The following is a 23,523-nucleotide window of genomic DNA, read 5'->3' as shown; positions in this document are numbered from 1 at the left end:
AATGGCTATTCGAACTCTTACGTCACACCATAAATCCATCCTTAAATACCTGTTACTATCCTCAACATCTGTACTTTTATTTCTATCGGATGATTTCTTACAGAAGATCTACACAGACGCAAACCAGTCAGAACTTGAATTAAAATACGTTTTTATTTTATACGCACTTAGTGCATCGTTGTGGTTTAGCGGATCAAAAGCGGTTCCCCGCGTCGTTTTAGGAGTGTTCGCCTTCATAGAGCTGATACAAATTTCTTATATCTCCTACGCGGGGACTCCGATCAACCCGATTGATATGTCAAAGGTCTTTTCAGATTCAGACGATATAACGAAAGTCATTGCCAGCGAATGGGTGAGCCACTATCTTGCTATTCTGGCGGTCGCTATACCCTATACGCTACATTTTTTGCTATTCAATAAATTTCAAAAGAGAGCGGCCGGTATAACTCCGGCGACTGCCCAAGTATTTATTCTGGCGATTTTAATCAGCAAACCCATACGCGCTCTTGACCGAGACCTCATCGCGTTTCTTCCAAGCCCCACCAGAAGTTCACTACACAACTCCATCAATACATTCAGCTACTATCTGGTAAAAATTCTCTGGAATCCATCTTCCTTCTCTGCACCTGAATACGAAGATTACACGGTTTCCCGCCGAAGCGATGACTCAACCCCTGACAACATCGTACTGATAATCGGCGATTCAATAAGGTACGATCACTTATCGATCAACAGCTACTCAAGACCAACAACCCCTAACCTCGATAAAAGAATGTCTCAAGGGCGAGTCATATCAAAACAGGGGATTTCGTCTTCCGTAGCGACGGGAGCATCGCTGCCATTACTTATTAACACCGTGTACGAGCCCGGCAACACGAAGCAGCTGGAGTCGAAGACGGCAAATCTATTTCGACTCGCGAAACTCTCCGGCTATAAGACATCGTGGCTTTCCACCATGGAATCAAAGCTGCTAAACGATTTAGGCGTCAGTTATATTGATAATATCATCACCAGAGATAACGACCCAGTCGGGGTGAAATTATCAGGCGACTACCAAATGTTAAACTGGCTTGAGGGTTACCAGCCTAGCGCCAAAAACTTTATTATTATTAACCTCTGGGGCAGCCATGCACCCTACATTCAGTCTTATGAAAACCACAGAAATAAATTTTCTATATGGGACGATAGCGAAAACACCAAACTGTCTCAGAGAACCATAAACGCCTACGACAATTCCATAGCCTTATTCGATGACGTGGTAGACAAGATTATTCATTACACTGAAAGCGCATTGAAAGGAAGCCAAGTTGTCATCATCACCTCAGATCACGGCGAGAGCTTAGGTGAAAACGGTATATGGGGGCACAATAGATTGACCAAAGAGATATCCTCGGTCCCTATAGTTTTTTATCAAAGACCCAACAGCACATCAGAGAAATGGGATACACCAAACGAGCACCACCTCAGCCATTACGACCTGAGCGTTTGGCTATCAGGCCTAATGGGGTTTCGTGTGAAAAACTCGAACATCGAAAGAAATGTAACATATTATCAAGGGGAGAAGATCTATGAAGACAACCTTTACAGAAAAGTTCTAGTCGACGACAAAACCCTTATTTTTTGCGATATAGCGCTTCTATCAAACCCACCTAAAACAGACAAATGCCAAGATCCAGCCGACTGAAGTTACGACAATAACGTCCTTAAAATCTTTACAAAAACCAGAGCAAGCACTAGCATCACAGAGATTTCTCTTTAAGCGAATTATTATTGACTATCGACAACAGTGATCTATACAACCAACTCATCAAAAAAAAATTGACTTATTTAGTCGAAAAAACCAGAAAAGCTAGAACAATTTTTTAAAAATCGAACATCACGAATAAATTTCACAATCCGTTCACCCAACAGCGGCTATCTTTCCTCAGTACCGCGTGAGCTGCGCCACCTTGCTCGCGCCCATTTACTGGTGAGATTGATTATGCACCCACTGTTAAAAACGCCCTTGCACAGTAGCGCCGTATCGCTGCTTTTTTGCATTATACTGACCTTGCTTTACAACAGTAGCCTTTGGACTCTAATTTTTACCGAGACACGCCCCCAGAGTTTATTTTTTCTCTCCTTTTTTGTCTTTGTGGTTTCCGCATTTAATCTTCTGTTAGCTTGCATCTGCTTTAAGTGGATTCAAAAACCAGTATTAATATCGATTATCTTGGTGTCGGCTGGAATCAGCTATTTTATGCAAAACTATGGCGTCGTGTTTGATAAAAACATGATTCAAAATATTGTTGAGACCGATAGTCACGAAGCGCTAGACCTAATCAACGCCTCAATGCTAATTCACCTAGCTCTGTATGGTATTATTCCGGCACTGATCATCAGCCGCATACGAATTTCGTATGCCAGGCCAATGCAACAACTTAAACGACAAGCCCTAGTGGCAACCCTAAGCGTTATCACCTTAGTGGCCGCCGTGTTGCCCTTTTACAAAACCTACTCTTCGCTGTTTCGCAATCACCGTGAAGTTCGCCACCTATTGGTACCGTCTAATGCTCTGTATTACGGCGCACGCTACTTAAGCGGCGCTTATAATGAAAGCAAGCAACCGCTAGTCAGCATTGGGCTAGATGCCAAAAAGGAACCTATTTGGGATGCCCAGCAAAAACCGGTTATTACTATTGTCGTCGTCGGTGAGACCGCCCGCGCCGCTAACTTTGCTTTAAATGGCTACCCGCGCGATACCAACCCGCAGCTGCAACAACAAGATATTATTAACTTCAGTCAGGTGGCATCCTGCGGCACTAGCACCGCCGTGTCACTACCCTGTATGTTTTCAGACCGGAACCGCGCAAACTACAACGGTGATCGAGCCCGCTCGCGAGAAAACGTTTTAGACGTTATTGAACGAGCGGGTATCGACGTTGTCTGGCGCGACAACAACTCGGGCTGCAAAGGCGTCTGTGACCGTATTAACAAGCAGGGCACAAGCGGCCCAGAAAACACGATCACCTGCCTAGAGAGTGAATGCTTTGACGACATGTTACTCGACAACCTAGATCAGTATTTAGCAAAAAACAATGGCGACACATTGATTGTTTTGCACCAAAAAGGCAGCCATGGTCCCGCGTACGATAAGCGCTACCCCGACGAATTCTCGGTGTTTCAACCCGCCTGTAAAACCGGTGATTTACAACGCTGTAGCCGGCAAGAGATCATCAATGCCTATGACAACAGCATCCGCTATACCGATCATTTTTTATCCAAGGTTATTGATTACTTAAAAGCTCGACAACAAACCTATACCACCGCGATGCTGTACGTATCCGATCACGGCGAATCCCTCGGCGAGGGCAATGTCTTTTTACACGGTTTACCCTATTTTTTAGCCCCCGATGAGCAAAAGCATGTACCTATGATTATGTGGCTGTCGGACGATTATCAAATGCAATTTCACGTTTCTAAGCAATGCCTTGCCGACAAGGCCTCACAGAGCTTAAGCCACGATAACCTATACCACTCACTGCTCGGATTAATGGCTGTGGATACCGACAACTACACTCCAAACATGGACATCATCAGCCAGTGCCAAACGGCTGGACAGCCCTTAAATGTAATCGCCAAGCGATGAACAGCCGACGCTTCTACTTCACTCACTTGTGGATACCCTTGGCGGTATTTATCGCCCTGGCGGCAACGCTCGAGCTAAGCCACTTTGATTTGACGTTAGGGCAGCTTTTCTATCACGCCGAGGGCGATTCTTGGGCACTGAAAAATCATTGGCTACTCGAGCAAGTACTCCACCGCGGCGGACGCAACCTTATGGTGCTAATGCTGGTGATACTCCTGGGTACATGGAGCTTGAGTTTTGCGGTAGCGAAGCTTAAACCGTACCAGCAGGCGATGGGCTACCTATTCTTATCAGCCGGAGTCGCGGCAACGCTGGTATCGGTGGGAAAACACACCACTGGTGTTAACTGCCCGTGGGACTTAGCGCTATTTGGCGGCAGCTTAGATTACACGCCGATATTTTCCCGTCGTCCCGATACGATACCCGCCGGCCAGTGCTTTCCTGCCGGTCACGCCAGTGCGGGGTACGCCTGGATAGGGTTGTATTTTATTGCCTTGCGGTATGCCCCGAGCAAACGTGGCTGGGCGCTGGGGCTAGTATTACTGTTAGGTTTACTATTTGGCGTAACGCAACAATTGCGCGGCGCACACTTTGTATCGCACGATCTATGGACGCTCGCTATTTGTTGGTTTTCCGCGCTGGCCTGTTACTGTGTTATCTACCGGCGGCCATTGCCGCGCGCCACGCCACTTACATAGCCAGTGTCGCTACGGGTCTGCTAGAATCGTGAAACAACTCTCCAAACCCACTCAAAGCCGCCTATTGGCGCATTCAGTAGTGAGCCGCTATGGACGTACTTGTCGTCGATGATGATCGCGATATTTTAGCCACCATTATCGACCAGCTTCAGGCACACGGCATGCAAACCGATTGCGCCCGCAACGGCCGGGAGGCGGTGAGCTTAGCCTCGCAACATCGCTACGATGTCATTGTGTTGGACGTTATGATGCCCGGCATGGATGGCTTAAACGCCTGCCAACTTTTGCGCTCCGCTGGCTGCACCACCCCCATACTCTTTTTAACTGCGCGCGACACCCTGCTTGATAAAATTGACGGCTTTAAAGCCGGTGGCGATGATTACCTGGTAAAACCTTTTGCCATGGAAGAGCTTTTGTACCGTATACGCGCGCTCAGCCTACGGATTTCGCGTCATCAAGCGCGCCAGCTCTCGGTCGGGCCGCTCACAATGGATGTAGAACAAAATATCGTTCAGCGCGATGGCCAAACGATTTCCCTTAATAAATATCAGTTTCAAATTCTGCGCCACTTGATGACCCAGTCACCACGTATTGTTAGCCGTGAGAATTTAGAGTCAGCCATCTGGCACGATCAACCGCCAGAGAGTGACGCATTACGCAGCCACTTGTATCAACTGCGCCGATTAATAGACAAACCATTCGAGCAACCGTTACTTAAAACCATTCGTGGCGTTGGCTTTTGTATTACCGATGGCAGCGCAGGCACCGCCGATGAAGCTTAACTACACACAAAAACTAATCGCCTCTTTGGTAGGCTACAGCTGCTTGCTGATGCTGTTTACGTTTTCTATTGTTTGGTTAATGATTGAAGCCTCAGAGGAGGATGCCTCAGCCGGCGCCAGTGCGCAAACGGCAATAGCTATCGCACTGCAACACAGCGATGAAGGGCACAATACCTTTGTCACCGACGACTATACCGTCTATTTTAATGAGGCCGAACTGCCCGAGATTATTCGCCAAGCTTTAACATCAAACCAGCCCGAAGCGCTAACCGATACGCCTGTGTATGTGGGTATCAACCCAGCAAACCAACAGCGTTATTACGTCGTCTCTAAGGCGACGGGGCTGGGCGATTTTTTTATCGCTGAGTTTGACGACATGGTGTTTATTCTTATGGCGGTGGTACTGGCCACCCTTATTTTGTTTATTATGGCGACTAAAATGGCACGCCAACTAGCTGAGCCTGTCGTTTCGCTCACCCACTCGGTGCAAAACCTTTCTGCAGAGGACACTCAGTTTCCCACGCTATCGCGCGATGACGAGATAGGCCAGCTTAGCCGTGCCTTTGGTAATTTGTTTAATCGAATGCAAGCCTTTGCCCTGCGCGAACGCGACTTTACCCGCTTTGCCAGTCACGAGCTGCGCTCGCCGGCGGCAGTTATCCGCGGCAATATTGATCTGCTAAAAAAAGATGGCTTAGCCCCCGAGGTAACCCACCGGGCGATTAGCCGGCTGGATGCCGCGAGCCACCGCATAACACTGCTGATAAACGCCTTTTTGTACTTAGGCCGAGAGTCTGAGCGCCTAGATGAAACAAAAGTATCGCCACTGCAAAAATGCGACCTAGAAAATATTGTGAATCTATTACTGGAGCACGCCGGCGAGCAAAATCGTGAACGCATACAATGGCACGTTGCCTCACTGGATTGGAACATAAACAGTGACTTGTTGAACATTGTGCTGGACAACTTAATACGCAACGCGACGCAACACAGTACAGGCTGCATTACGCTGGCGATTACTGCATCCGGTATAAACATTAGCAACGCTATTGATAATGAACTCGAGCAATCCCGGCAAGGCATCGGCTTACAAATCATCGAGCGTATTTGCGAGCTAAACCATTGGGGTTATAACGTTGCCAGCAACGAGCAAAGGTTTACTGTCACGATTGAGATTGCTCCTTTTACCTCCACTACCTCCACCTAACCGCACTTACAGTAGAATGGTAGCCCAAACCAAAGCTCCCACCACAAACGCTACCAGCACCGCGGCAGAGCCGACGTCTTTTGCCGCGCCACTCAAAGCGTGATAGTCCGGCCCGATACGGTCAATACAAGCCTCGAGCGCGGTATTAACCAGCTCGACCACGAGCACCAAACCTAAAGTAAGTATCAATAACGCTCGCTCGACGGCCGACACAGACACCAACATTGCGCACATCAGCAAACCGGCACACAGCACTACCTCTTGACGAAACGCCGCCTCCGCGCGCCAGGCAAAGGCCAGCCCTTTAAGCGAGTAACCACCCGCTTTGATAATGCGCGTTATACCAGCCGCAGGGGCCGGCACTTGTGTGTTCTCCACAGTTAACCTCACAGTAATAAACGTATTGTCGCGAGCTTAACCCTCCCCCTGTGAACGGCTTGTGAATGTACCGGTGACGCGCGCAGAAGAACCCGCTATTTTAGCCACATCCAAATAGCAGCCCCCACCATAAAGAGGTTTTCGGTGAGCGAGATAAAACCCAACGGCACATTGCTGTTGCCGCCGACACAGGCACACTTTAACTCGCGCTTATCAATATATACGGCCTTAATCACCGATATCGCGCCCAGCGAGCCGATAACCAACGCCACCGGCGACACCAGCCACGCACTGAGCCCGGCCAGCATACCAATACCCGCGTAGGCCTCGGCAAAGGGGTACACATAGGCGTAGCGCACAAAGCGCATTGAGAGCAGATCGTAGGTAATAAACTGGTTAGAAAACGCGGTTAAATCCTGCAGTTTTTGAATCGCCAGCACAGTCATGCTCAGCGCCACAAAGACCTCCAGTGTTCGGGCCGACAGTAAACTAATATCGCTTGCCCACACCGCTGCCAACGCCAATAAAAAACAGGTGGCAAAAATTGCGATTACTGGCGTGTAACTCGTGCCCTCACTACCTTCTTGCGATAAGCCAAAATAGCGGCGCAGATCGTCGTAACCACCAATTCGCTTGCCATCGATAAACGTTTGCGGTGTGGTATCAACGTCGTGTTGTTTTTTAAAGGCATCGGTTTGCTCGCGGGAGCTGAGCTTATGATCCTCTAGCGCAAACCCCTTACGCCTAAGTAGCGCGCGCGACTTTAATCCAAAAGGACAGACATGCTCGGGGGTTACCATGCGATAAAGCGTTGCCGTCGGTTTCATGCCAAACTCCTTCTACTGTAAGTGCCTAAACTAGAAAGAAAGCAAAATTTAAACCAGCCTCCAAGCGCCTTTCTAACCCTAGATTGACACCAAATTAGTTATCTTTTTAGGCAAAACTCACAATGGCGTTGTCGTTGTTACATTTACAGCGATAAGTAACCACTTTATTCTTTGACTGTAGCGCGCCACCGGGGGTAAGCATCGCGGATAAGGTGCACCGGCCAATTACCGTACCAGTCGTACCCGCTGCGACGCTCGAGTGCGACGTCTGCCAACGCATCGACTCTCGAGCCGTCGCGATTGGTAAAAAATGGCTCACTGGTGTCTAAGTCGTAGAAACGCGCCCATAAACCCGGCGCATTCGCGTCTGCTACCAGCTTTCGATCGAACCGCGCCGTGTGGTAGGTAAACCGAACCGGATCAATAGCAAACTCTTCAACACGTACACCCGCTATGCGATTGGCGCTAAACCAAGTCACCGCACTGTCAACGGCGGCTATTACCTCGGGCGAAGGGTTGGGAATCGACATTAAATATTCCACCACGGCGACGCTCTCCCAGGTTTGTAGCGCCGGTAATTCATAAGTGCGCGCCGCCATCGGCGCGAGGGTTTGCGGATGATACTGCCCCGCCCAAATGGCTCGCTGTCCTTTTGTTCGCACTTGCAAGTTAAGCACTAATGCATCGCCTTTTGTTACGGCCGCCGCCGCTTGCTGACGTAGCGGTGCAGGAATACTTTTAAAGGGCGGCTGCGCGCTGGCCACTTGCCGCAAAAAGCTCAGCACACCAGGCATTACCTCATCGGCAAAGGTAATGTAATCGCCATAGGGGCGATCGGCGCGCCCGGGGGAGTGCGGCCAGCCGCCGTTAGCGTATTGCGCGCCTAGCGTGAAGGTTAAGCCTTTTAGCGCCGCGGCGCGGTAGTGCTCGTTACCCGTTTGTTCGTACGCACACATTAGGTAAGTTATTTGCGGGTAGATATTGCGGTTATCAAAGCTGGCATCAGCTTGTGATTTATTCGCTGCAATAATGACTGTTTCGTCTGGGCTTAATACGCGCTGTGGGTGTTTGTTCTCAGGCCAGCCGCCATTGTCGCGCTGATACAAAACAATATTGTCGGCAATGGCAACGGTGTTAAAAGTATCGTAAAGGGGCGCATCTAACTGGTCGGTGCGGTTGTACCAATGATGTATAGCGTCGGCGAAGCCCGCCAATGAGATAGCCGTATCTTTCTGCGCGCTGGCGTCTTCAGAGACACACTGCGCCGCTTGTAACGAGCAGGTAGCCACTATTAAGACGAGCGCAAAAAACGAATACTTCATGATCAACGGCGCCCCCAAGATCGTTAAACGTGCAGTAAACCACGATCGACAGACTGCACCAACCCCCTAGCGCGGAGTTTGATATTTATCTTTCCACTCACTGTGCGGCATTTTATACACAACTTCGCGAGCGGCTTCTTTATCCATAGCGACGCCACGCTCTTCGGCGGCCTCTTGGTACCAGCGGCTCAGGCAGTTGCGGCAAAAACCGGCCAAGTCCATTAAATCAATATTTTGCACGTCTTTGCGACTGTCGAGATGCTCGATAAGACGGCGAAATGCGGCGGCCTCGATTTCAGTTTGCGTTTGGTCGTTCATAATAGCTCCAGCCTAGAAACAATTTAAGCGGCTATTCTATGCAGCGCGGCCGCATTAGTGAAGCTCGGACGGTATGAATTAATGATAGGCTTCAACGCCTCAGAGTAATGCCACCGGATCTCCGACCCGAATTGTCCCCGCCTCGCGAAGGGCGCCATAAATACCCAGATTTTGCGCCGCCCGGCGAACAATGGTGCGCAACATGGTTTTATCGGCTCCGAGGCCGGCTTGCGCGCGTGTAACGGCGCCACAGCGTGGCGCGGCTGCCGTACAATCTATGGGCAAGCCCGCCAGCAACAATTGCCGCCCCAGCCAAGTTTGCTCTAACAACCCCTCAGCCCCATCGCTGGTCTCAATAACAACATTTGGACGAAAACGACGCACATCCCAATCAGCCGCCGGCAATTGCTTTTGCAGACACCTTACGCTTGCCGTAGTAATAATATGAAACGGCGACACCAGAAAGAAGGTGCCGGGCAATGTGACAAAGTCCTGCGCCTGTTGCGGCATTTGACTAAAATCCGGCAGAGGTTCGCCAGGCTCGCGGGCAAAAGTGTCTTTTAACTCATCGAGCCAGCTGTGCTTATTAGGCTTATAGCGCCGGTAAAAGTGTCGGTTGTCACCCGCCTTATCCAACGGCTTGAGCGATTCTAGCGTCGACGGGTGCCCCACTAGCTCCGACAGCCGTTGATGAATATGTAAGTCGTCGCTGGCGATGACATCGCCGCTGGGCATAACCACATCAACCGCACCGCTGGGGCGTAGCGCTGCCGTGCACTGCAGTAACTCCGGACGAAACTTGCAACTTTGAATTTCCCCACGGGCAGAATCGCGCAGCGCCCAAACTCGATCCCCCTCAAGCCCCTCAGGGCCAAGGTCACACTGAGCGAGCGACTCCCCCGCCATCCCTTTAACCGGATAGCGCCATATCTCTTTGATTACCCCAACGTGCTGCATACCTGACCCAATCAAAAGCTCAGGTTAATGCACAAAGATGCTCACCACACTACGTCAAATGCACCCCCCCGATACACGATAACGATCAATAAAGTCAGACCAATGCGACTAATAGCCCCTCTTATTTATATGATTATTTCTTGCTAGAACAGTTAAAGTTAACAACGATTACGCGAACCACCTCTCACCTTATGGTTATTTCGACCAAAACCTTATAGTCCCATTGACCACGAAAGCTGTGACCTCTACAGTGTTAACCGCTTAACTCTTTTTAACGATAAAAGCAGTGGGTTAAGTCGCCCAAATGTTTGCTCCTAGAAAGCAAACCATCCTTAACGCCTCTTCCTCTAAAGGTGGTATTGGTTGCGAGGCATAACCGGAGAGTTATTATGACCATAATAAAAGCCACAAAAATGCACGCCAAAAAAAGCTTAGCCATTCTGACTACCGCCGCTGCCGTATTATCGGTAGCCGCCACCCAGGCACAAACCCTAACCTCTAACCAAACCGGTACCCACAACGGTTACTACTACTCGTTCTGGACCGATGCCCCAGGCACGGTATCGATGACGCTGGGCTCCGGCGGCAACTATTCGTCACAGTGGAGCAATACCGGCAACTGGGTGGGCGGCAAAGGTTGGAATCCGGGCGGGCGTCGTACCGTAAGTTACTCCGGTACCTTTAACCCGTCCGGTAACGGATACCTGACACTGTACGGCTGGACCACCAGCCCACTGATTGAGTATTACATCGTCGATAACTGGGGCAGCTATCGCCCCGGCGAGAGCGGCACCTACTACGGCACCGTTAATACCGACGGCGGCACCTACGATATCTACCGCACCCAGCGGGTTAACCAGCCCTCAATTCAGGGTACCGCTACCTTCTACCAATACTGGAGCGTGCGTCAGCAAAAACGCACTGGCGGCACCATTACCACCGGTAATCACTTTGACGCCTGGGCCAGCCACGGCTTAAACCTCGGTAACCACGACTACATGGTGATGGCTACCGAAGGCTATCAAAGCAGCGGTAACTCCAACATTACCCTTGGCACAACCGGCGGTGGCAATAACGGTGGCGGCAGCAACAATGGTGGCGATGTTACCGTACGCGCGCGCGGCGTCAGCGGCAGTGAACACATTAACCTGCGGGTGGGCGGTGCGACGGTAGCCGACTGGACATTAACCACCAGCAACCAAAGCTACACCTATAGCGGTGGCGCCAGTGGCGATGTAAACGTTGAATACGACAACGACGCCTCTGGCCGCGATGTGATTTTAGATTACGTCACGGTCAATGGTGAGAATCGTCAGGCGGAAGATATGGAGTACAACACGGCGACTTACGCCAACGGCGAATGTGGTGGCGGCTCTTACTCAGAAACCATGCACTGCAGCGGTGTCATTGGCTTTGGCCATACCGACGATTGTTTTAGCGGCAACTGTAACTAAACGGAGGGTGTTTAAATAATCGTTTCTGAACGGTTTATAACGGAGGGCCTACCCCGGTAGGCCCTCTTCATCCTCGCAGAATTAAGAGCTGCCGACTTGTGTCATCGCCGCTTGCATCTGCTCCCAGTGAGCCTCTAAAAAATCGAGATCCTCCTGTGTTAATTGCAGCTTTTCCAGTATAGGCGCATACGCTTGCCCGCCACGATCTTGCTGCATTTTATACATATAAAGCCCCGAAAAACGCATATGAACACGGGAAAATTCGCCGTAATTGTCCCAGTCGTACTCGTCCATAACCGCCTGCACATCGTCGTAAATACCACGCTCTTTTAACGCGGCATTTATTAGCTCGTCCTGTTTGGCGTCACTAAGTGTCAATATTTCGAACGGATCTTCAGAGTAATTTTTAAGAGCTTCAGTGTTTTGAAAGTCTTTCACTTGCTCGCCAAGCGGCTTTAACTCTACGTTAGTCGCAGCCCAACGCTCTAACAACTTTAGCGATAACGCGTCTTCTGCTTTGGCATAACTGGCGACAACTAACAGCATGAATACCGCGCTACGTAAGATTTTTATCCACTTCATAATGGCCTCTCCGTGATAGGCTAAACAAGGGTTGGGGGCGCAAGAATAAGCGAAAACGCGCCGGCCCCGATACGACGCAGATCACGTTGCACAAAACACCGACAAGTGTGATCCGCGCCAACAAAGCGCTTACTCTTTACGTTTTGCAATTTGATGAACATCTTCCGTCATACCGATTTGCCAATAACCACTGGTGTATAGATTGTGCTTTTCGACCTGCCGCTCCCGCTTAAAATAGTGGCGCAACGCGCGGGCGGTTTGCCCTTCACCAGCCGCCCAAACCGAAGGCTGACCGCTTAACCACGGCTGGCGTTTCACCGCATCCAACAATAACGAGTTAGACCGCTCCGGCTCGGGGTTAATTACCCAGGTAACCTTTATTCCCTTAGGGAACGTCAACTCTTGGCGATCTTCTTCGCTCAATACCTCAAGCACGGCATGGCCTTTCGCCGCCGGAGGCAAGCGTTCGATATTTGCACCAATGGCAGGCAGTGCCGACATATCACCAGCGAAGAAAAACCAGTCAGCCTCGGCATTCACAAACTTGGGCTGTCCCGGCCCGGCAAATCCCACCTCATCACCTGGCGACGCTTGAGCAGCCCAGCCTGAGGCCGGCCCATGATTGCGATGCATCATAAAGTCGACGGCCACCTCTTGCCGCTCGGCGTCGTAATAACGCACGGTGTAGGTGCGCACAATAGGGCGAGTGGCACGATCGGTAGCGCGGAGGTCATCAAGGTTTAACGGCCCGCCATCAGCCGGAGGCAGCAGCAGTTTAAAGTTGGCGCTTTCATGACCGTCAGGAAACCCCGTTAACCCCTCGCCCCCCAGCACGATGCGACGCATATGGGGAGTGACAGAGTAGGCACGTATGACACGCAGCAACCGCGGAGCAGGTCGAGACATAAGGATTCCCCTTGTGGCAAACAACTTGTAGCAGACAGAAATATAGTAGACAATATCAACCATATTATTTCAAGTTGATAAAGTCAACCAGTTTATGAGCCAAGCATCCGATATACACGACACATTATGGCAACTAGCGTTCCATATAAAAGTGAACTGCAAGCGCGCGGCGCAAGAGTTTGGCGTCTCTTTGGGTGGTATGCATGTGCGAGCCCTGCACCTGATACAAGCCGAAAAACAACCCTGCACCGCCAACCGTTTGTGCGCCGTTAGCGGTCGGGACAAAGGGCAGATTACCCGGCTCGTTAAAGAACTAGAGGCCCAACGGCTTATCGACCGCCGCCCTCACCCAGAGGACGGACGCAGCCAAATACTGTCACTCACCAGAAAAGGAATCGCTCTGCTAGGAAAAATTCGCGCAGCAGAGCAGGAGGTAGAGGCGCAATACCTCCACGGTTTAACCCCCGAAGAGCACGAGGCTTTTGTCGCGATAGGTAAAAAGATGCTGGCGAATATTAAATATTCGCCGCGCGACGGTAAGTAAGAAGAGCATCCTTGCCGCTCATTAGAAGCTAATTCGTTAATGCTGATGGTGAGGACATTTTTAACAGGCGCACACCATAAATACCACCGGCAATAGAGCCCTCAGCGGCGACAAATTTTAGCTCGTGCTTGCCGCCTTGGGCCTGGGCGAGTACCGCCTCTGGTAGCGGGTAATCCACAGTGTAAAACACCGGGCCTTGCTCGTTGCTAAGTGCCACATTGGCAATGGTCTCACCGTTCAACAAAATACTAAAACGACGGCCTTGATCGCCACCAAAATAGGTAATGCGCAACACCTTTGCCTGCGCGTCCGGGTCGTTCAACTGGTAGCTAAACCAGTCGTAAGCGTGGCGCCAATGGCGGCCAGCGTTAACGCCGGCTTCACTGTTACCCGCTTTAAAAAAGTGATCGGACTCGGGCTGTTGCTCCCCGGGCGCGACTTTATCAACCGTGCGCGCTTCAAGCGCTAGCATAACGGCTTCTTTTTCGGCGCCGGCCGCGCGCTTCGCGGCTAAATTATCGGGCGTGCTATAGGGCCAATACAACATATAGCGCGACTGATGCACACGAAAAAACGGAATCAATTCAAGGTCTTTATAGGCTTTTGGCTGAATAATCCCGGCGGCTTCAAAGCGCAGCGTATCGCCGTCAAGGCGCTTAATTTTATCGGCAAACTCGGTGCTGTTAGCCACCAGCATAGGCGCTTGCTCAATCGGACACATCTCGCCACTAGCAATATGTCCCATACGGCTGGCATCGGAATAGTAGTTAAGCACTTCATCTTTAAAAGGCTTGGTTGCGGCCGAGAGCACAATAGGGCCATATAAAATGGCGTAGTAATCCGAGCCATCCGGCAACGCCTCTAGGTGCGTTTGCATGGGCAGCTCAAGGATCACTACGTCGTCTTTTTGCCACTCGCGCTGCAAGCTGATGTACTGCCCTGGTGCGGCCTTCACTGGTACGGGTTTACCATTAACTTTTACCACAGCTTGATCTTTAGCGGCCCACTCCGGGTAGCGCAGCTTTAACGTAATATCTGCCGATTTGTTAAACGTTAGCTTGGTCGAAGACTCGTCGGGGAAGCGAGTTACTTGGGTTAACGCCAGTGATTTTTCTGGCCACTGCAAAGTCGAGGCAATAAACAAATTGACGTACAGCGCATCGCCTTCGTGGGCGTATATAAACTCGCCGTACTTCATATGATTCTCGATGCCTGAACCCACGCAGCACCACATAGCCTCTTGCGGCTGCGAATACATACGATAATGATTAGGCCGCATGGGGGTAAAATACACTAAGCCGCCTGTGTCTGGATCTTGCGACGACAAGATATGATTGTAGAGTGCCCGCTCGTAGTAGTTAACATATTCGAGCTTGTCATCGCGACCGTACAACAGCTTGGTGAGTTTAAGCATGTTATAGGTATTGCAGGTTTCCGGGCCTTCGACCTCGGTTACCATCGGCTCGAAATCGTCTTTGGCATGAAAGTGTTCACGCACACTGTTACCGCCTATCGCCACGCTGCGCTCGCGTACAACAGTATGCCAAAAATATTCGGCAGCCTCGTGCCAGCTCGCTAAGCCTCCCTCCTCTGCAACTCGTTCAAAGCCAATCACTTTAGGAATCTGGGTATTAGCGTGCAAACCGGTGAGCTGGTCTCGATGTTTTTCCAGCGGTTGCAAAATAGTCTCGTGAGAAAACTGCTCGGCTAGCGTTAAATAGCGTTTATCGTGTGTAATGGCGTAGACATCGGCAAAGGTTTCGTTCATGCCGCCGTATTCGGTGGTGAGCATAATTTGAACTTGCTCATCGGTTAAATCGTCCACCAGGTTAGCCGCCCAATCGGCCCAGGCTAGCAGCATGGTTTTGGCCTGCTCGCTGCCGGTGTAACTATAAGCATCGCGCAGGCCGGCAAATACTTTGTGTAAATTATACCAAGGCACCCAATAGCCGTTAAGCGCGAACAAGTCGGCGCGAATATCGCCTTTGGCGATCTCGTGCCAAAGCTTGTCACCTTTGGGTACACCGCCCAAATAACCGTTGCCATTGGCTTGTTGCGCCCGCGCTAGCTCATCGAGCATATAGTTAAGCCGTCGCAACACTTCCGCGTTACCAGTGGCGGCGTAGGCAAGGCTTAACGCGGTTAGGTAGTGACCGCCGATATGGCCATTAAGGCCGGTATCTTCCCAGTTGCCGTAATTATCGGCCTTGGGTTTAAGCCCCGCCTCTATTAAATAAGGCGCTAACAACCGATCGGGCTGCATCGCCAGTACGTATTGCAGGTTTTTCTCTTGCGCGTGCTTAAAGGGACCTTCCGTTAGGCGAACATCCTGCAGCGGAAAATATTCAACGGCTAGAGCGGGCGTGACTGTGGCCATGCTCAGCGCAGCGCCAAGCAATAATGCGGACAATTTCATGGGGAATCTCAATATCAATGACAGGCGGTTATTGCGTGCGTAAAAAAAGGCCCGCAGTTGCGGGCCATAAACAGTTAATCATCCAATGCCGCATCACCAAATACCGGCATACCATCGTCACCCCACTTTAGCGGCTTAACAAAAGTATGGCGATTAGGGTCCCACAGCGGGTCACCTTCAATTTCGGTGTAGGTACGGGCATGGTAAACCAACATATCGGTTTGGCCATCTTCCGATTGGGTAAAGCTGTTGTGGCCGGGGCCAAAAATATTGTAACCGGGGCTGCTGGTCAGCACCGGGGTTTTTGATTTACTCCAACTGGCCGGGTCTAATAAGTCAGACGATTCGTCCGCCCACAGCAGACCCATCGCGTAATTTTCATCGGTTGCGCTGGCCGAGTAGGTGATAAACAAACGGCCACCGTGTTTAACAACAGCCGGGCCTTCGTTAACCCAAAAGCCGATGGTTTCCCAATCGTACTCGGGGATAGTTAAGCGCACTGGTTTGCCGTCGATCTCGACCGGTGTTTTCATGGGGGCAATATAGAGGTTTGAGTTACCGCGAACACCCTCTTCTTTTTGTGCCCACAAATAGTACAACACCCCCTTGTGATTAAAGGTGGTAGCATCTAAACAAAAGGTGTCCATGCCGGTCTCGATTTGGCCCTCAAAAGTCCAGTCGCCAGTTAATGGGTTATCCGCGTTCGTCGAGATCGCATACATACGATGTTGAAACAAGTCGTCTTTAATGTCTCGCGAGGGCGCAGCGGCAAAATAAACGTACCAAGCACCCTCATTAAAATGAATCTCGGGCGCCCAAATCAAATCGCTATAGGGGCCGGTGTCGGGCTTAGTCCACACCATCACGGTTTCGGCAGCTGCCAATCCGGCAATCGTGGTGGCACGGCGCAGCTCGATTCCATCGTAAGCGGGCACCGAAGCGGTAAAATAATAGTAACCGTCGGTATGCTTGTGTATATACGGATCGGCGCGCTGCTCGATCAAAGGGGTTAATACGCTCACGTGTCTCTCCAATAATATTTAAAACAAACCTATAACGCACCAGCAGCCCGCTATAAAGGTGTCTCTGTTGTGTGGTCGGGCGCTTGTTCGCCGGCTATTTCGCCGCGCGCTTTTAGCTCGTTATAAAAACGATCGGTAATGCGGTACTTAAACATTACCAGCCCCATCAAGGCGTGAAATACGCCGGGAATAACGGTCAACATCAATGCCAAGCCATTCATGGTAAAATCGCTTTGTACTTCACCGGCCTGATACCCATAGTAGGTTAGCAGCATACCGGTAACGTAACCGGCCAAACCGGAGCCGGCTTTTTGGCAGAATGAAATCCCTCCAAACGAGAGGCCAGATACTCTTTTACCGGTTTTCGCCTCGCCGTAGTCAACCGCTTCGGCAATGGCCGACCAAAACACCGGCGCATGCAAGTCGACCACAAACGACAATAAAATATACAAGCCAAACGCCAAAACGATATCGCCGGGATCGACCGCAAAATACATCAGTACACTTAACACAAACACCAAAATCTGTGACCAGCGAAACAGCTGTACTTTACAAAAGCGCTTGGTAATCCAGGTGGAGGCGACCATTGAGGCAATAGAGGCGGCAATACCGGCGGCGGTAAAATTACCGGCCAAGGCCTCATCGCCGCCCAAAAAATAAATTCCGTAATAAAAGGCAACGCCACCGCGCAGAGCGTAACCCAGCGTGCCTAATACGCAACAAGCGCTAAGCACCAGCCACTGGTCATTTTTAAGTAGGTATTTGGCCTGCTCGCGCAACGACTTTTTATCCACCACATGCTCAACCCGCTCGCGAGTGGTAAAAAAGCACATAAGCAGCAACAGCACGCCCAGAAACGACATCAAGCCCATCGCCGCCTGATAACCTTGTGCCGGGTTGCCATCGCCCCACATGATGGCCAATTTTGGCACCGACGCGACGATAACCACGTTGGCGATCTTGGCAAAAAACATCCGATAGCCATTGGCCGATAACCGCTCTTGCGGCTCGGACGTTAGCACCCCGATGTACGAGATATAGGGAATGGCCACGCCGGTAAACATTAAGGTGGCAAACAAATAGGTAACGTAGGCCCACACCAGCTTGGCGTTGTAGCTAAAATCGGGCGTGGTAAACAGCAAGAACACCGAGAAGCCATAAGGAATGGCTAAGTACAAAAAGTACGGGCGAAACCGCCCCCAACGGGATTTGTACTTATCGGTTAACAACCCCATAAAGGGGTCGCTAAAGGCGTCGACAAAGCGGGCCGCTAAAAATAGCATCCCCACGTGGGCAGGCTTAAGACCGAAGATGTCGGTATAGAAGTACTGCATAAAGTAGAACATGGCCGCGATCATGACGTTTACCGCCATATCCCCTGCACCAAAACCAACTTTCTCCAGTACCGATAGCTTTTCTGTCTTCATTATTATCTGCCTGTCGTGGCCGGAGGCTACTCCGGCATCAAACGTTATTATTGCACTTAGCGATTAAGCTTTGACTTAAACGAACATTATTGCCGCTCGCGTCCCCTTAGGCTAGTTTGTTATCATCAATGTTGCGATTACTTGAAGACAAAGCCCCAAAAGGCCTTTGCCGTAGGGCGAGCCACTAAAGCGCCTCGTTTATAGCGGCCCCACCCGTAGGATTATGACTTACAGGTGGCTTAACATTAAACTGACGGCCTCAGCCGCGCCGGCGTTACACCGGCGCCAAGCTTTAAACGCTAAACGCTTAGATGCCCTGACTTAAATGGTAGAACACCGCATTGTGGCGCAGCTCTTGTTTAAACTCGCGAATATTGGTGTTCTCGTCAATCACCACCAACTCGACACCCGCCATCTCGGCAAAATCGATGACTTGCTCGGTGGTAATGCCCTGAGTGTAGACACTGTGGTGCGCACCCCCGGCGTGAATCCAGGCAGCGCCGGCAACCTCTAAGCTTGGCTTAGGTTCCCACAGGGCTTTAGCAACAGGTAAATTAGGCAAATCGGCCGGCGGCGCTACCGTTTCTACTTCGTTCACAATAATACGAAAGCGCGTGCCCATATCGATGGTTGATATATTAAGCGCCGGACCGCTGGCACCGGTAAACAGTAAGCGCGCAATGTCTTTCTTAATACCAATGGTGTGCGGCGCCACGACAACCTCTGGTTTCGCGTCGGTAATGCTGGGGCAAATTTCTAGCATATGCGCCCCCAGCACTTGATCGGTCGCGCCAAAGTGGTAGGTGTAATCTTCCATAAACGAGGTGCCACCGGTGCGGCCTTTGCTCATCACTTTAACGATGCGGTTCATGGCGGCGGTTTTCCAATCGCCCTCACCACCGTAGCCGTAGCCTTTGCTCATCAAGCGCTGCGTTGCCAAGCCCGGCAGGCCAGACAAACCGGTGAGGTTTTCAAAGCAATTAGTAAAGGCTTTAAAGTTACCGGCCTCCATAAAGCGCTCCATTCCCAGCTCTAAGCGCGCTTCGTTTTGCAGCATTTCTAGCTGGTGGGCATCGTCAAATACGGCGGCATCAATCGTGTATTCTTGCTTGTATAACTCAAGCTGGCTGGCAATCTCAGAATCGGTAATTTTGTCGCACGCGGCCGACAAATCACCTAAACCAAACGCATGCACCTCGTAACCGAACTGAATTTGTGCCGAGACTTTATCGCCTTCGGTTACCGCGACTTGCCGCATGTTATCGCCAAAGCGTGCCACCTTTAGGGTGTGCGACTCGTGCCAACCCATGGCGGCGCGTACCCAGTTATCAACTTGCTGCTGTACGCTCTCTCGCTGCCAGTGGCCCACCACGACTTTGCGCTCCTGACGCAAGCGGGTACCAATGTAACCAAACTCCCGATCACCGTGGGCACTTTGGTTAAGGTTCATATAGTGCATATTGATGTCTGCCCAAGGCAGCTCGGCGCCAAACTGGGTGTGCAAATGCATATAGGGTTTGCTTAACGCTGACAAACCGGCAATCCACATTTTGGCGGGCGAGAACGTGTGCATCCACAAAATCAAACCCACACAGTTTTTATCTGAGTTGGCCGCTTGGCATACATCCAAGATCTCTTCAGGGGTCGTGACCACACCTTTGCTGACAATTTCTGCCGAGAGCGCATCCGAGGCCGTTAATCCCTCGGCAATCTTTGCGCTGTTGTCAGCCACTTCTTTAAGCATTGCCGGCCCGTACAAATGCTGCGAGCCGGTCACAAACCATACTTTTTTATCGCCGTATACTTTCATAATAGCCTCTCTTTTATTGGGGTCGTGGCCGAGCTTTAGCTCTGCCCGTAGTAAGCGTTTTTGCCGTGCTTGCGCAAATAGTGTTTATCGATAATGCCTTGTTTAAGCGGCGCTACATCGCGCTTAAGGGTGCGAGTCAGGTAAGCCATCTTGGCGATTTCTTCTAAGATGACGGCATGGGAAACCGATTGCGCCGCATCTTTGCCCCAAGTAAAGGGCGCGTGGCCGGCAATAATCACCATGGGTGATTCCACCGGGTTGCGATCTTTGTAGCAATCGGTAATCTGCACACCGGTTTCTTCTTCGTAATCGCGCGCAATTTGTGCATCGCTCATTACCGCTGTGCAGGGAATAGCGCCATAGGCGTAGTCCGCGTGAGTGGTGCCGAGGCACGGAATCGACTCTTGCGCCTGTGCCCACGCGGTGGCGTACGTCGAGTGGGTATGAGTCACACCGCCAATGGCGTCGAAGTGTCGATACAGATGGGTATGAGTGCGGGTGTCCGACGAGGGCCGCATCGCGCCTTCAACAATGTTATTGTCCAAATCCACCACAACAATGTCGTCAACCTGCATATCGGCGTAAGCCACGCCGCTGGGCTTAATGGCAATAACACCTTCGGCGCGATCAATTTGCGATACGTTACCCCAGGTGTAAACCACTAAACCGCGTGCGTTTAGTTCCATGTTGGCTTCAAACGCCTGACGTTTTAATTCGAGATATTTGCTCACGATTTTGCCGCCTCCACGTATTGGCCTAGCGCTTGATACTGCTTGTACAGCTCATCAAAAATCGCCGCCGCTTGCTCGTTGGGTTGATAGGTTTGGCTCACGCTGGAGCCCATAGCTTGTTGCGCACTGGCAACATCCGGGTGAGCCCCGCCGACTGTCGCGGCAAAAATCGCGGCACCCAGTGCGCAGCTTTGCTCACTTTCCAGAACATCGATGGGGCAATTCCAAACATCGGCGCAGGTTTGCATGACAAAGTCGGACTTTTTCGAGATACCGCCAATGGCCACCACGCTGTCGACGGCAACGCCTTCAGCGCGAAAACGCTCGATAATAGCGCGGGCACCAAAGGCAGTAGCCTCGACCAGTGCGCGAAACACTTCGGCACTGGTGCTGCCCATTTTTAAGCCGGTAATCGCGCCCGATACGGTTTGATCAGCATCCGGCGTGCGCCGGCCGTTAACCCAATCGAGTGCGGTAACGCCACTGGTACCTGGCGCTAATTTTGCTGCGGCCGCGCTCATGGCGATTAAGCTTTTATCTTCTAGCTCGGCCAGTAACCGCTCGCGGGTGGCCGCGTCTAAATGCTCAGATTGCTCGATAACCTGAATCGCCGGGCCATTCACTAAGCGTTTAAACCAAGCGTATAAGTCACCAAAGGCCGACTGCCCCGCCTCTAACCCCACCATGCCGGGAATGACCGAACCGTCCACTTGGCCGCAAATACCGCGCACGCAGTTATCGCCAATAGCCGCGTGGCTGGCAATGGTGATATCGCAGGTGGAGGTACCCATAATTTTGGTGAGTACGCCGGGCTGCACATTGGCCGCTACCGCGCCCATGTGGCAATCAAACGCGCTAAAGCCCACGGCGATGCCCTCGGGCAACCCCAAACGCTCGGCCCATTCAGCGGTTAAGCCGCCAACGCGCTCATCGGCGCAAAAGGTTTCGCTCGGCAGGCGCTCGCATAAACCGTCTAATAGCGGGTCGATGCCGGTAAAAAAATCGTTGGGTGGGTAGCCGCCCCAGCTCTCGTGCCACATGACTTTATGGCCTGCCGCACAACGGCCCATGCGGAACACATCCGGGTGAGTGGTGCCGGTTAATATGGCCGACATCCAATCGCAGTGCTCAACCCACATATAGGCGGCAGCCGCGACGGCTTTGTCGGCGCGCATTACGTGCAGCGCCTTCGACCAATACCACTCGGACGAGTAAATACCGCCCTCGTACTTTAGGTAGTTCTCGGGGGCCTGCTCAGCGGCCGCGGTAATCTCGGCGGCCTCGCGCACAGCGGTGTGATCCTTCCAAAGCACAAACATTGCGTTGGGGTTGTCGGCAAACGCCGGCTTTAACGCCAGAGCCGTACCCTCGGCATCTACCGCAATCGGGGTAGACCCTGTGGTGTCAAAGCTGACTCCCACCACGGCCTGCGCCGCACCCTTTGGTGCGCGCTGCCACAGCCCAGCCAACACCTGCTCTAGGCTCTCTAGGTAATCCAGCGGGTGCTGACGGAACTGATCTGCCGCCGGCTCGCAGTAAAGGCCTTTAGCCCAGCGGGGGTAATTAATAACGCTGGTGGCCACCTCTTCACCAGTGGCGGTGTTGACCAACAGTGCTCTGACTGAATCTGAGCCGTAATCCAGGCCCAAGGCATAAGAACTCATAAGACATATCCCAAGCGCACGGAATTCGGGCGCATCTTTATTTTGTATTATAATATTATCCTAATCACTTCCACCCTTGTCAAACACTTTTACAGGGTGAACCCGAGGCGACTTAGGCTTTCGCAGTGCCAGGGCGTATTCACTAAGCCCGAAATGCCTCGGCTAATGCGCTCTCACCCCTCTCAACAGGCCCTCAGATTATTATTCTTGCCAACATAAAGATTTTAATAGTTTTATATTATAATAAAAAAGACAGCGCTGACACAGGTCGTCAAAAACATCGATTAGCGCTAAGATGTCGCATGACCAAAATAACAACGACACCTTGACAACAATGACCGACACATTAGGTACCACCCCCGTGCGCTCTATCATGAGCCCCCACGTCACCTGCATTTATGAAGGCTGGTCAGTCGATCGCGCACGCCACTTTTTGGCGCGCCACAATGTCAGCCAGGCGCCAGTGATCGCCTCGGACCATCAGTTGGTCGGCGTGCTTAGTAGCGGTGAGATTGCGGGGTTTCTTAACAGCGACGAGACCTACCGCGCTCAGGCGGTAAACGATAGCTTTAGACGTGCGACGGGCACCGAGGTGGAGAACCTCGACGAGTTAACCCAATGGGTGCGACGCGCCCAGGTTTACTGCACGGCGCACCAGATTATGCGAACCAATCCGGTCAGTGCCGACGCCGACACCAGCATAGAAACGGTGCGCAGCCTGATGCTGGCGCAGCAAGCAGATGTGATTTACCTCACCGAGCAAGGAGTACTGGTAGGCGTAGTAACGGCGCTGGACATTTTGGCCGCGCTGGGGTGAGCCATTAACCTCACCGCCAAGCGCTAGCCACTG

General features: G+C 51.5%; 20 protein-coding genes and 1 pseudogene. 8 read left to right on the top strand and 13 right to left on the bottom strand.

Annotation, left to right across the window (positions count from 1 at the left end; genetic code table 11):
- Position 1 precedes the first annotated feature (1 nt).
- The 5 genes from AACY82_RS05365 (at position 2) to AACY82_RS05345 (ending at position 6,315) form a co-directional block, all read left to right on the top strand.
- Entirely contained in the window at positions 2 to 1,684 is a 1,683-nt protein-coding gene (locus tag AACY82_RS05365; protein ID WP_339615756.1) for a phosphoethanolamine transferase, read from the top strand.
- Between the two features lie 297 nt (positions 1,685 to 1,981).
- Positions 1,982 to 3,628: a phosphoethanolamine--lipid A transferase gene (locus AACY82_RS05360; RefSeq protein ID WP_339615755.1), complete on the top strand. Its 1,647-nt coding sequence runs from the start codon at positions 1,982 to 1,984 to the stop codon at positions 3,626 to 3,628.
- Positions 3,625 to 4,326 carry a phosphatase PAP2 family protein gene (locus AACY82_RS05355; RefSeq protein ID WP_339615754.1) on the top strand — a complete coding sequence of 234 codons (702 nt, stop codon included), beginning with the start codon at positions 3,625 to 3,627 and terminating at the stop codon, positions 4,324 to 4,326. The genes AACY82_RS05360 and AACY82_RS05355 overlap by 4 nt, the downstream gene beginning before the upstream one ends.
- A gap of 89 nt (positions 4,327 to 4,415) precedes the next feature.
- Positions 4,416 to 5,108 carry a response regulator transcription factor gene (locus AACY82_RS05350; protein WP_339615753.1) on the top strand — a complete coding sequence of 231 codons (693 nt, stop codon included), beginning with the start codon at positions 4,416 to 4,418 and terminating at the stop codon, positions 5,106 to 5,108.
- Positions 5,098 to 6,315 carry a HAMP domain-containing sensor histidine kinase gene (locus AACY82_RS05345; protein ID WP_339615752.1) on the top strand — a complete coding sequence of 406 codons (1,218 nt, stop codon included), beginning with the start codon at positions 5,098 to 5,100 and terminating at the stop codon, positions 6,313 to 6,315. Before AACY82_RS05350 ends, AACY82_RS05345 begins: the two co-directional genes overlap by 11 nt.
- 6 nt (positions 6,316 to 6,321) lie before the next feature.
- On the opposite strand, the gene AACY82_RS05340 is transcribed toward AACY82_RS05345, so the two are convergent.
- The 5 genes from AACY82_RS05340 to AACY82_RS05320 all read right to left on the bottom strand — a co-directional run bounded on the left by AACY82_RS05340 (position 6,322) and on the right by AACY82_RS05320 (position 10,117).
- A complete protein-coding gene (locus tag AACY82_RS05340; protein ID WP_339615751.1) occupies positions 6,322 to 6,693 on the bottom strand; it encodes a diacylglycerol kinase in 372 nt (123 codons plus the stop codon).
- 95 nt (positions 6,694 to 6,788) lie between these two features.
- Complete coding sequence (locus AACY82_RS05335) at positions 6,789 to 7,520, bottom strand: glutaredoxin (protein WP_339615750.1); 732 nt, start codon at positions 7,518 to 7,520, stop codon at positions 6,789 to 6,791.
- A 164-nt stretch (positions 7,521 to 7,684) separates the two neighbouring features.
- Positions 7,685 to 8,842, bottom strand: coding sequence for a pectate lyase (gene pelA / locus AACY82_RS05330; protein WP_339615749.1), 1,158 nt, complete (start codon positions 8,840 to 8,842; stop codon positions 7,685 to 7,687).
- 66 nt (positions 8,843 to 8,908) lie between these two features.
- Positions 8,909 to 9,160, bottom strand: coding sequence for a DUF1244 domain-containing protein (locus AACY82_RS05325; protein WP_339615748.1), 252 nt, complete (start codon positions 9,158 to 9,160; stop codon positions 8,909 to 8,911).
- Between the two features lie 99 nt (positions 9,161 to 9,259).
- A complete protein-coding gene (locus AACY82_RS05320) occupies positions 9,260 to 10,117 on the bottom strand; it encodes an MOSC N-terminal beta barrel domain-containing protein (RefSeq protein ID WP_339615747.1) in 858 nt (285 codons plus the stop codon).
- 482 nt (positions 10,118 to 10,599) lie between these two features.
- Here AACY82_RS05320 and AACY82_RS05315 point away from each other — a divergent pair.
- Positions 10,600 to 11,568 (top strand): annotated as a pseudogene (locus AACY82_RS05315) (glycoside hydrolase family 11 protein); the annotation flags it as partial.
- 84 nt (positions 11,569 to 11,652) lie between these two features.
- Here the strand turns inward: AACY82_RS05315 and AACY82_RS05310 are convergent.
- Together AACY82_RS05310 and AACY82_RS05305 are read right to left on the bottom strand one after the other, a co-directional pair.
- On the bottom strand, positions 11,653 to 12,153 hold the full coding sequence (locus tag AACY82_RS05310) for a hypothetical protein (protein ID WP_339615746.1): 501 nt from the start codon (positions 12,151 to 12,153) through the stop codon (positions 11,653 to 11,655).
- Positions 12,154 to 12,282: 129 nt separating this feature from the next.
- Positions 12,283 to 13,059, bottom strand: coding sequence for a siderophore-interacting protein (locus AACY82_RS05305; RefSeq protein ID WP_339615745.1), 777 nt, complete (start codon positions 13,057 to 13,059; stop codon positions 12,283 to 12,285).
- A gap of 94 nt (positions 13,060 to 13,153) precedes the next feature.
- Between AACY82_RS05305 and AACY82_RS05300 the strand changes: the two genes are divergently transcribed.
- The gene (locus tag AACY82_RS05300; RefSeq protein WP_339615744.1) at positions 13,154 to 13,603 is read left to right on the top strand and encodes a MarR family transcriptional regulator; all 450 of its coding nucleotides are present in this window, start codon (positions 13,154 to 13,156) and stop codon (positions 13,601 to 13,603) included.
- Between the two features lie 28 nt (positions 13,604 to 13,631).
- Here AACY82_RS05300 and AACY82_RS05295 read toward each other — a convergent pair whose 3' ends face one another.
- From AACY82_RS05295 to AACY82_RS05270, 6 genes are all read right to left on the bottom strand, one after another.
- Complete coding sequence (locus tag AACY82_RS05295) at positions 13,632 to 16,019, bottom strand: glycoside hydrolase family 127 protein (RefSeq protein ID WP_339615743.1); 2,388 nt, start codon at positions 16,017 to 16,019, stop codon at positions 13,632 to 13,634.
- A gap of 74 nt (positions 16,020 to 16,093) precedes the next feature.
- Positions 16,094 to 17,041, bottom strand: coding sequence for a glycoside hydrolase family 43 protein (locus tag AACY82_RS05290; protein ID WP_339615742.1), 948 nt, complete (start codon positions 17,039 to 17,041; stop codon positions 16,094 to 16,096).
- Positions 17,042 to 17,091: 50 nt separating this feature from the next.
- Positions 17,092 to 18,468: an MFS transporter gene (locus AACY82_RS05285; RefSeq protein WP_339615741.1), complete on the bottom strand. Its 1,377-nt coding sequence runs from the start codon at positions 18,466 to 18,468 to the stop codon at positions 17,092 to 17,094.
- A gap of 307 nt (positions 18,469 to 18,775) precedes the next feature.
- Positions 18,776 to 20,278 carry an L-arabinose isomerase gene (gene araA, locus AACY82_RS05280; protein ID WP_339615740.1) on the bottom strand — a complete coding sequence of 501 codons (1,503 nt, stop codon included), beginning with the start codon at positions 20,276 to 20,278 and terminating at the stop codon, positions 18,776 to 18,778.
- A gap of 35 nt (positions 20,279 to 20,313) precedes the next feature.
- On the bottom strand, positions 20,314 to 21,009 hold the full coding sequence (gene araD, locus AACY82_RS05275) for an L-ribulose-5-phosphate 4-epimerase AraD (protein ID WP_339615738.1): 696 nt from the start codon (positions 21,007 to 21,009) through the stop codon (positions 20,314 to 20,316).
- Positions 21,006 to 22,673, bottom strand: a complete 1,668-nt coding sequence (locus AACY82_RS05270; protein ID WP_339615737.1) for a ribulokinase — start codon at positions 22,671 to 22,673, stop codon at positions 21,006 to 21,008. The genes araD and AACY82_RS05270 overlap by 4 nt, the downstream gene beginning before the upstream one ends.
- A gap of 295 nt (positions 22,674 to 22,968) precedes the next feature.
- On the opposite strand from AACY82_RS05270, the gene AACY82_RS05265 reads away from it, so the two are divergent.
- The gene (locus AACY82_RS05265; protein WP_339615736.1) at positions 22,969 to 23,490 is read left to right on the top strand and encodes a CBS domain-containing protein; all 522 of its coding nucleotides are present in this window, start codon (positions 22,969 to 22,971) and stop codon (positions 23,488 to 23,490) included.
- Positions 23,491 to 23,523 lie beyond the last annotated feature (33 nt).

The sequence above is a fragment of the uncultured Gilvimarinus sp. genome, assembly GCF_963972205.1.
In the GTDB taxonomy this organism is placed as follows: domain Bacteria; phylum Pseudomonadota; class Gammaproteobacteria; order Pseudomonadales; family Cellvibrionaceae; genus Gilvimarinus; species Gilvimarinus japonicus.
The sequence above is the reverse complement of the archived record's forward strand: the minus strand, read 5'-3'. Positions and strand labels throughout refer to the sequence as shown.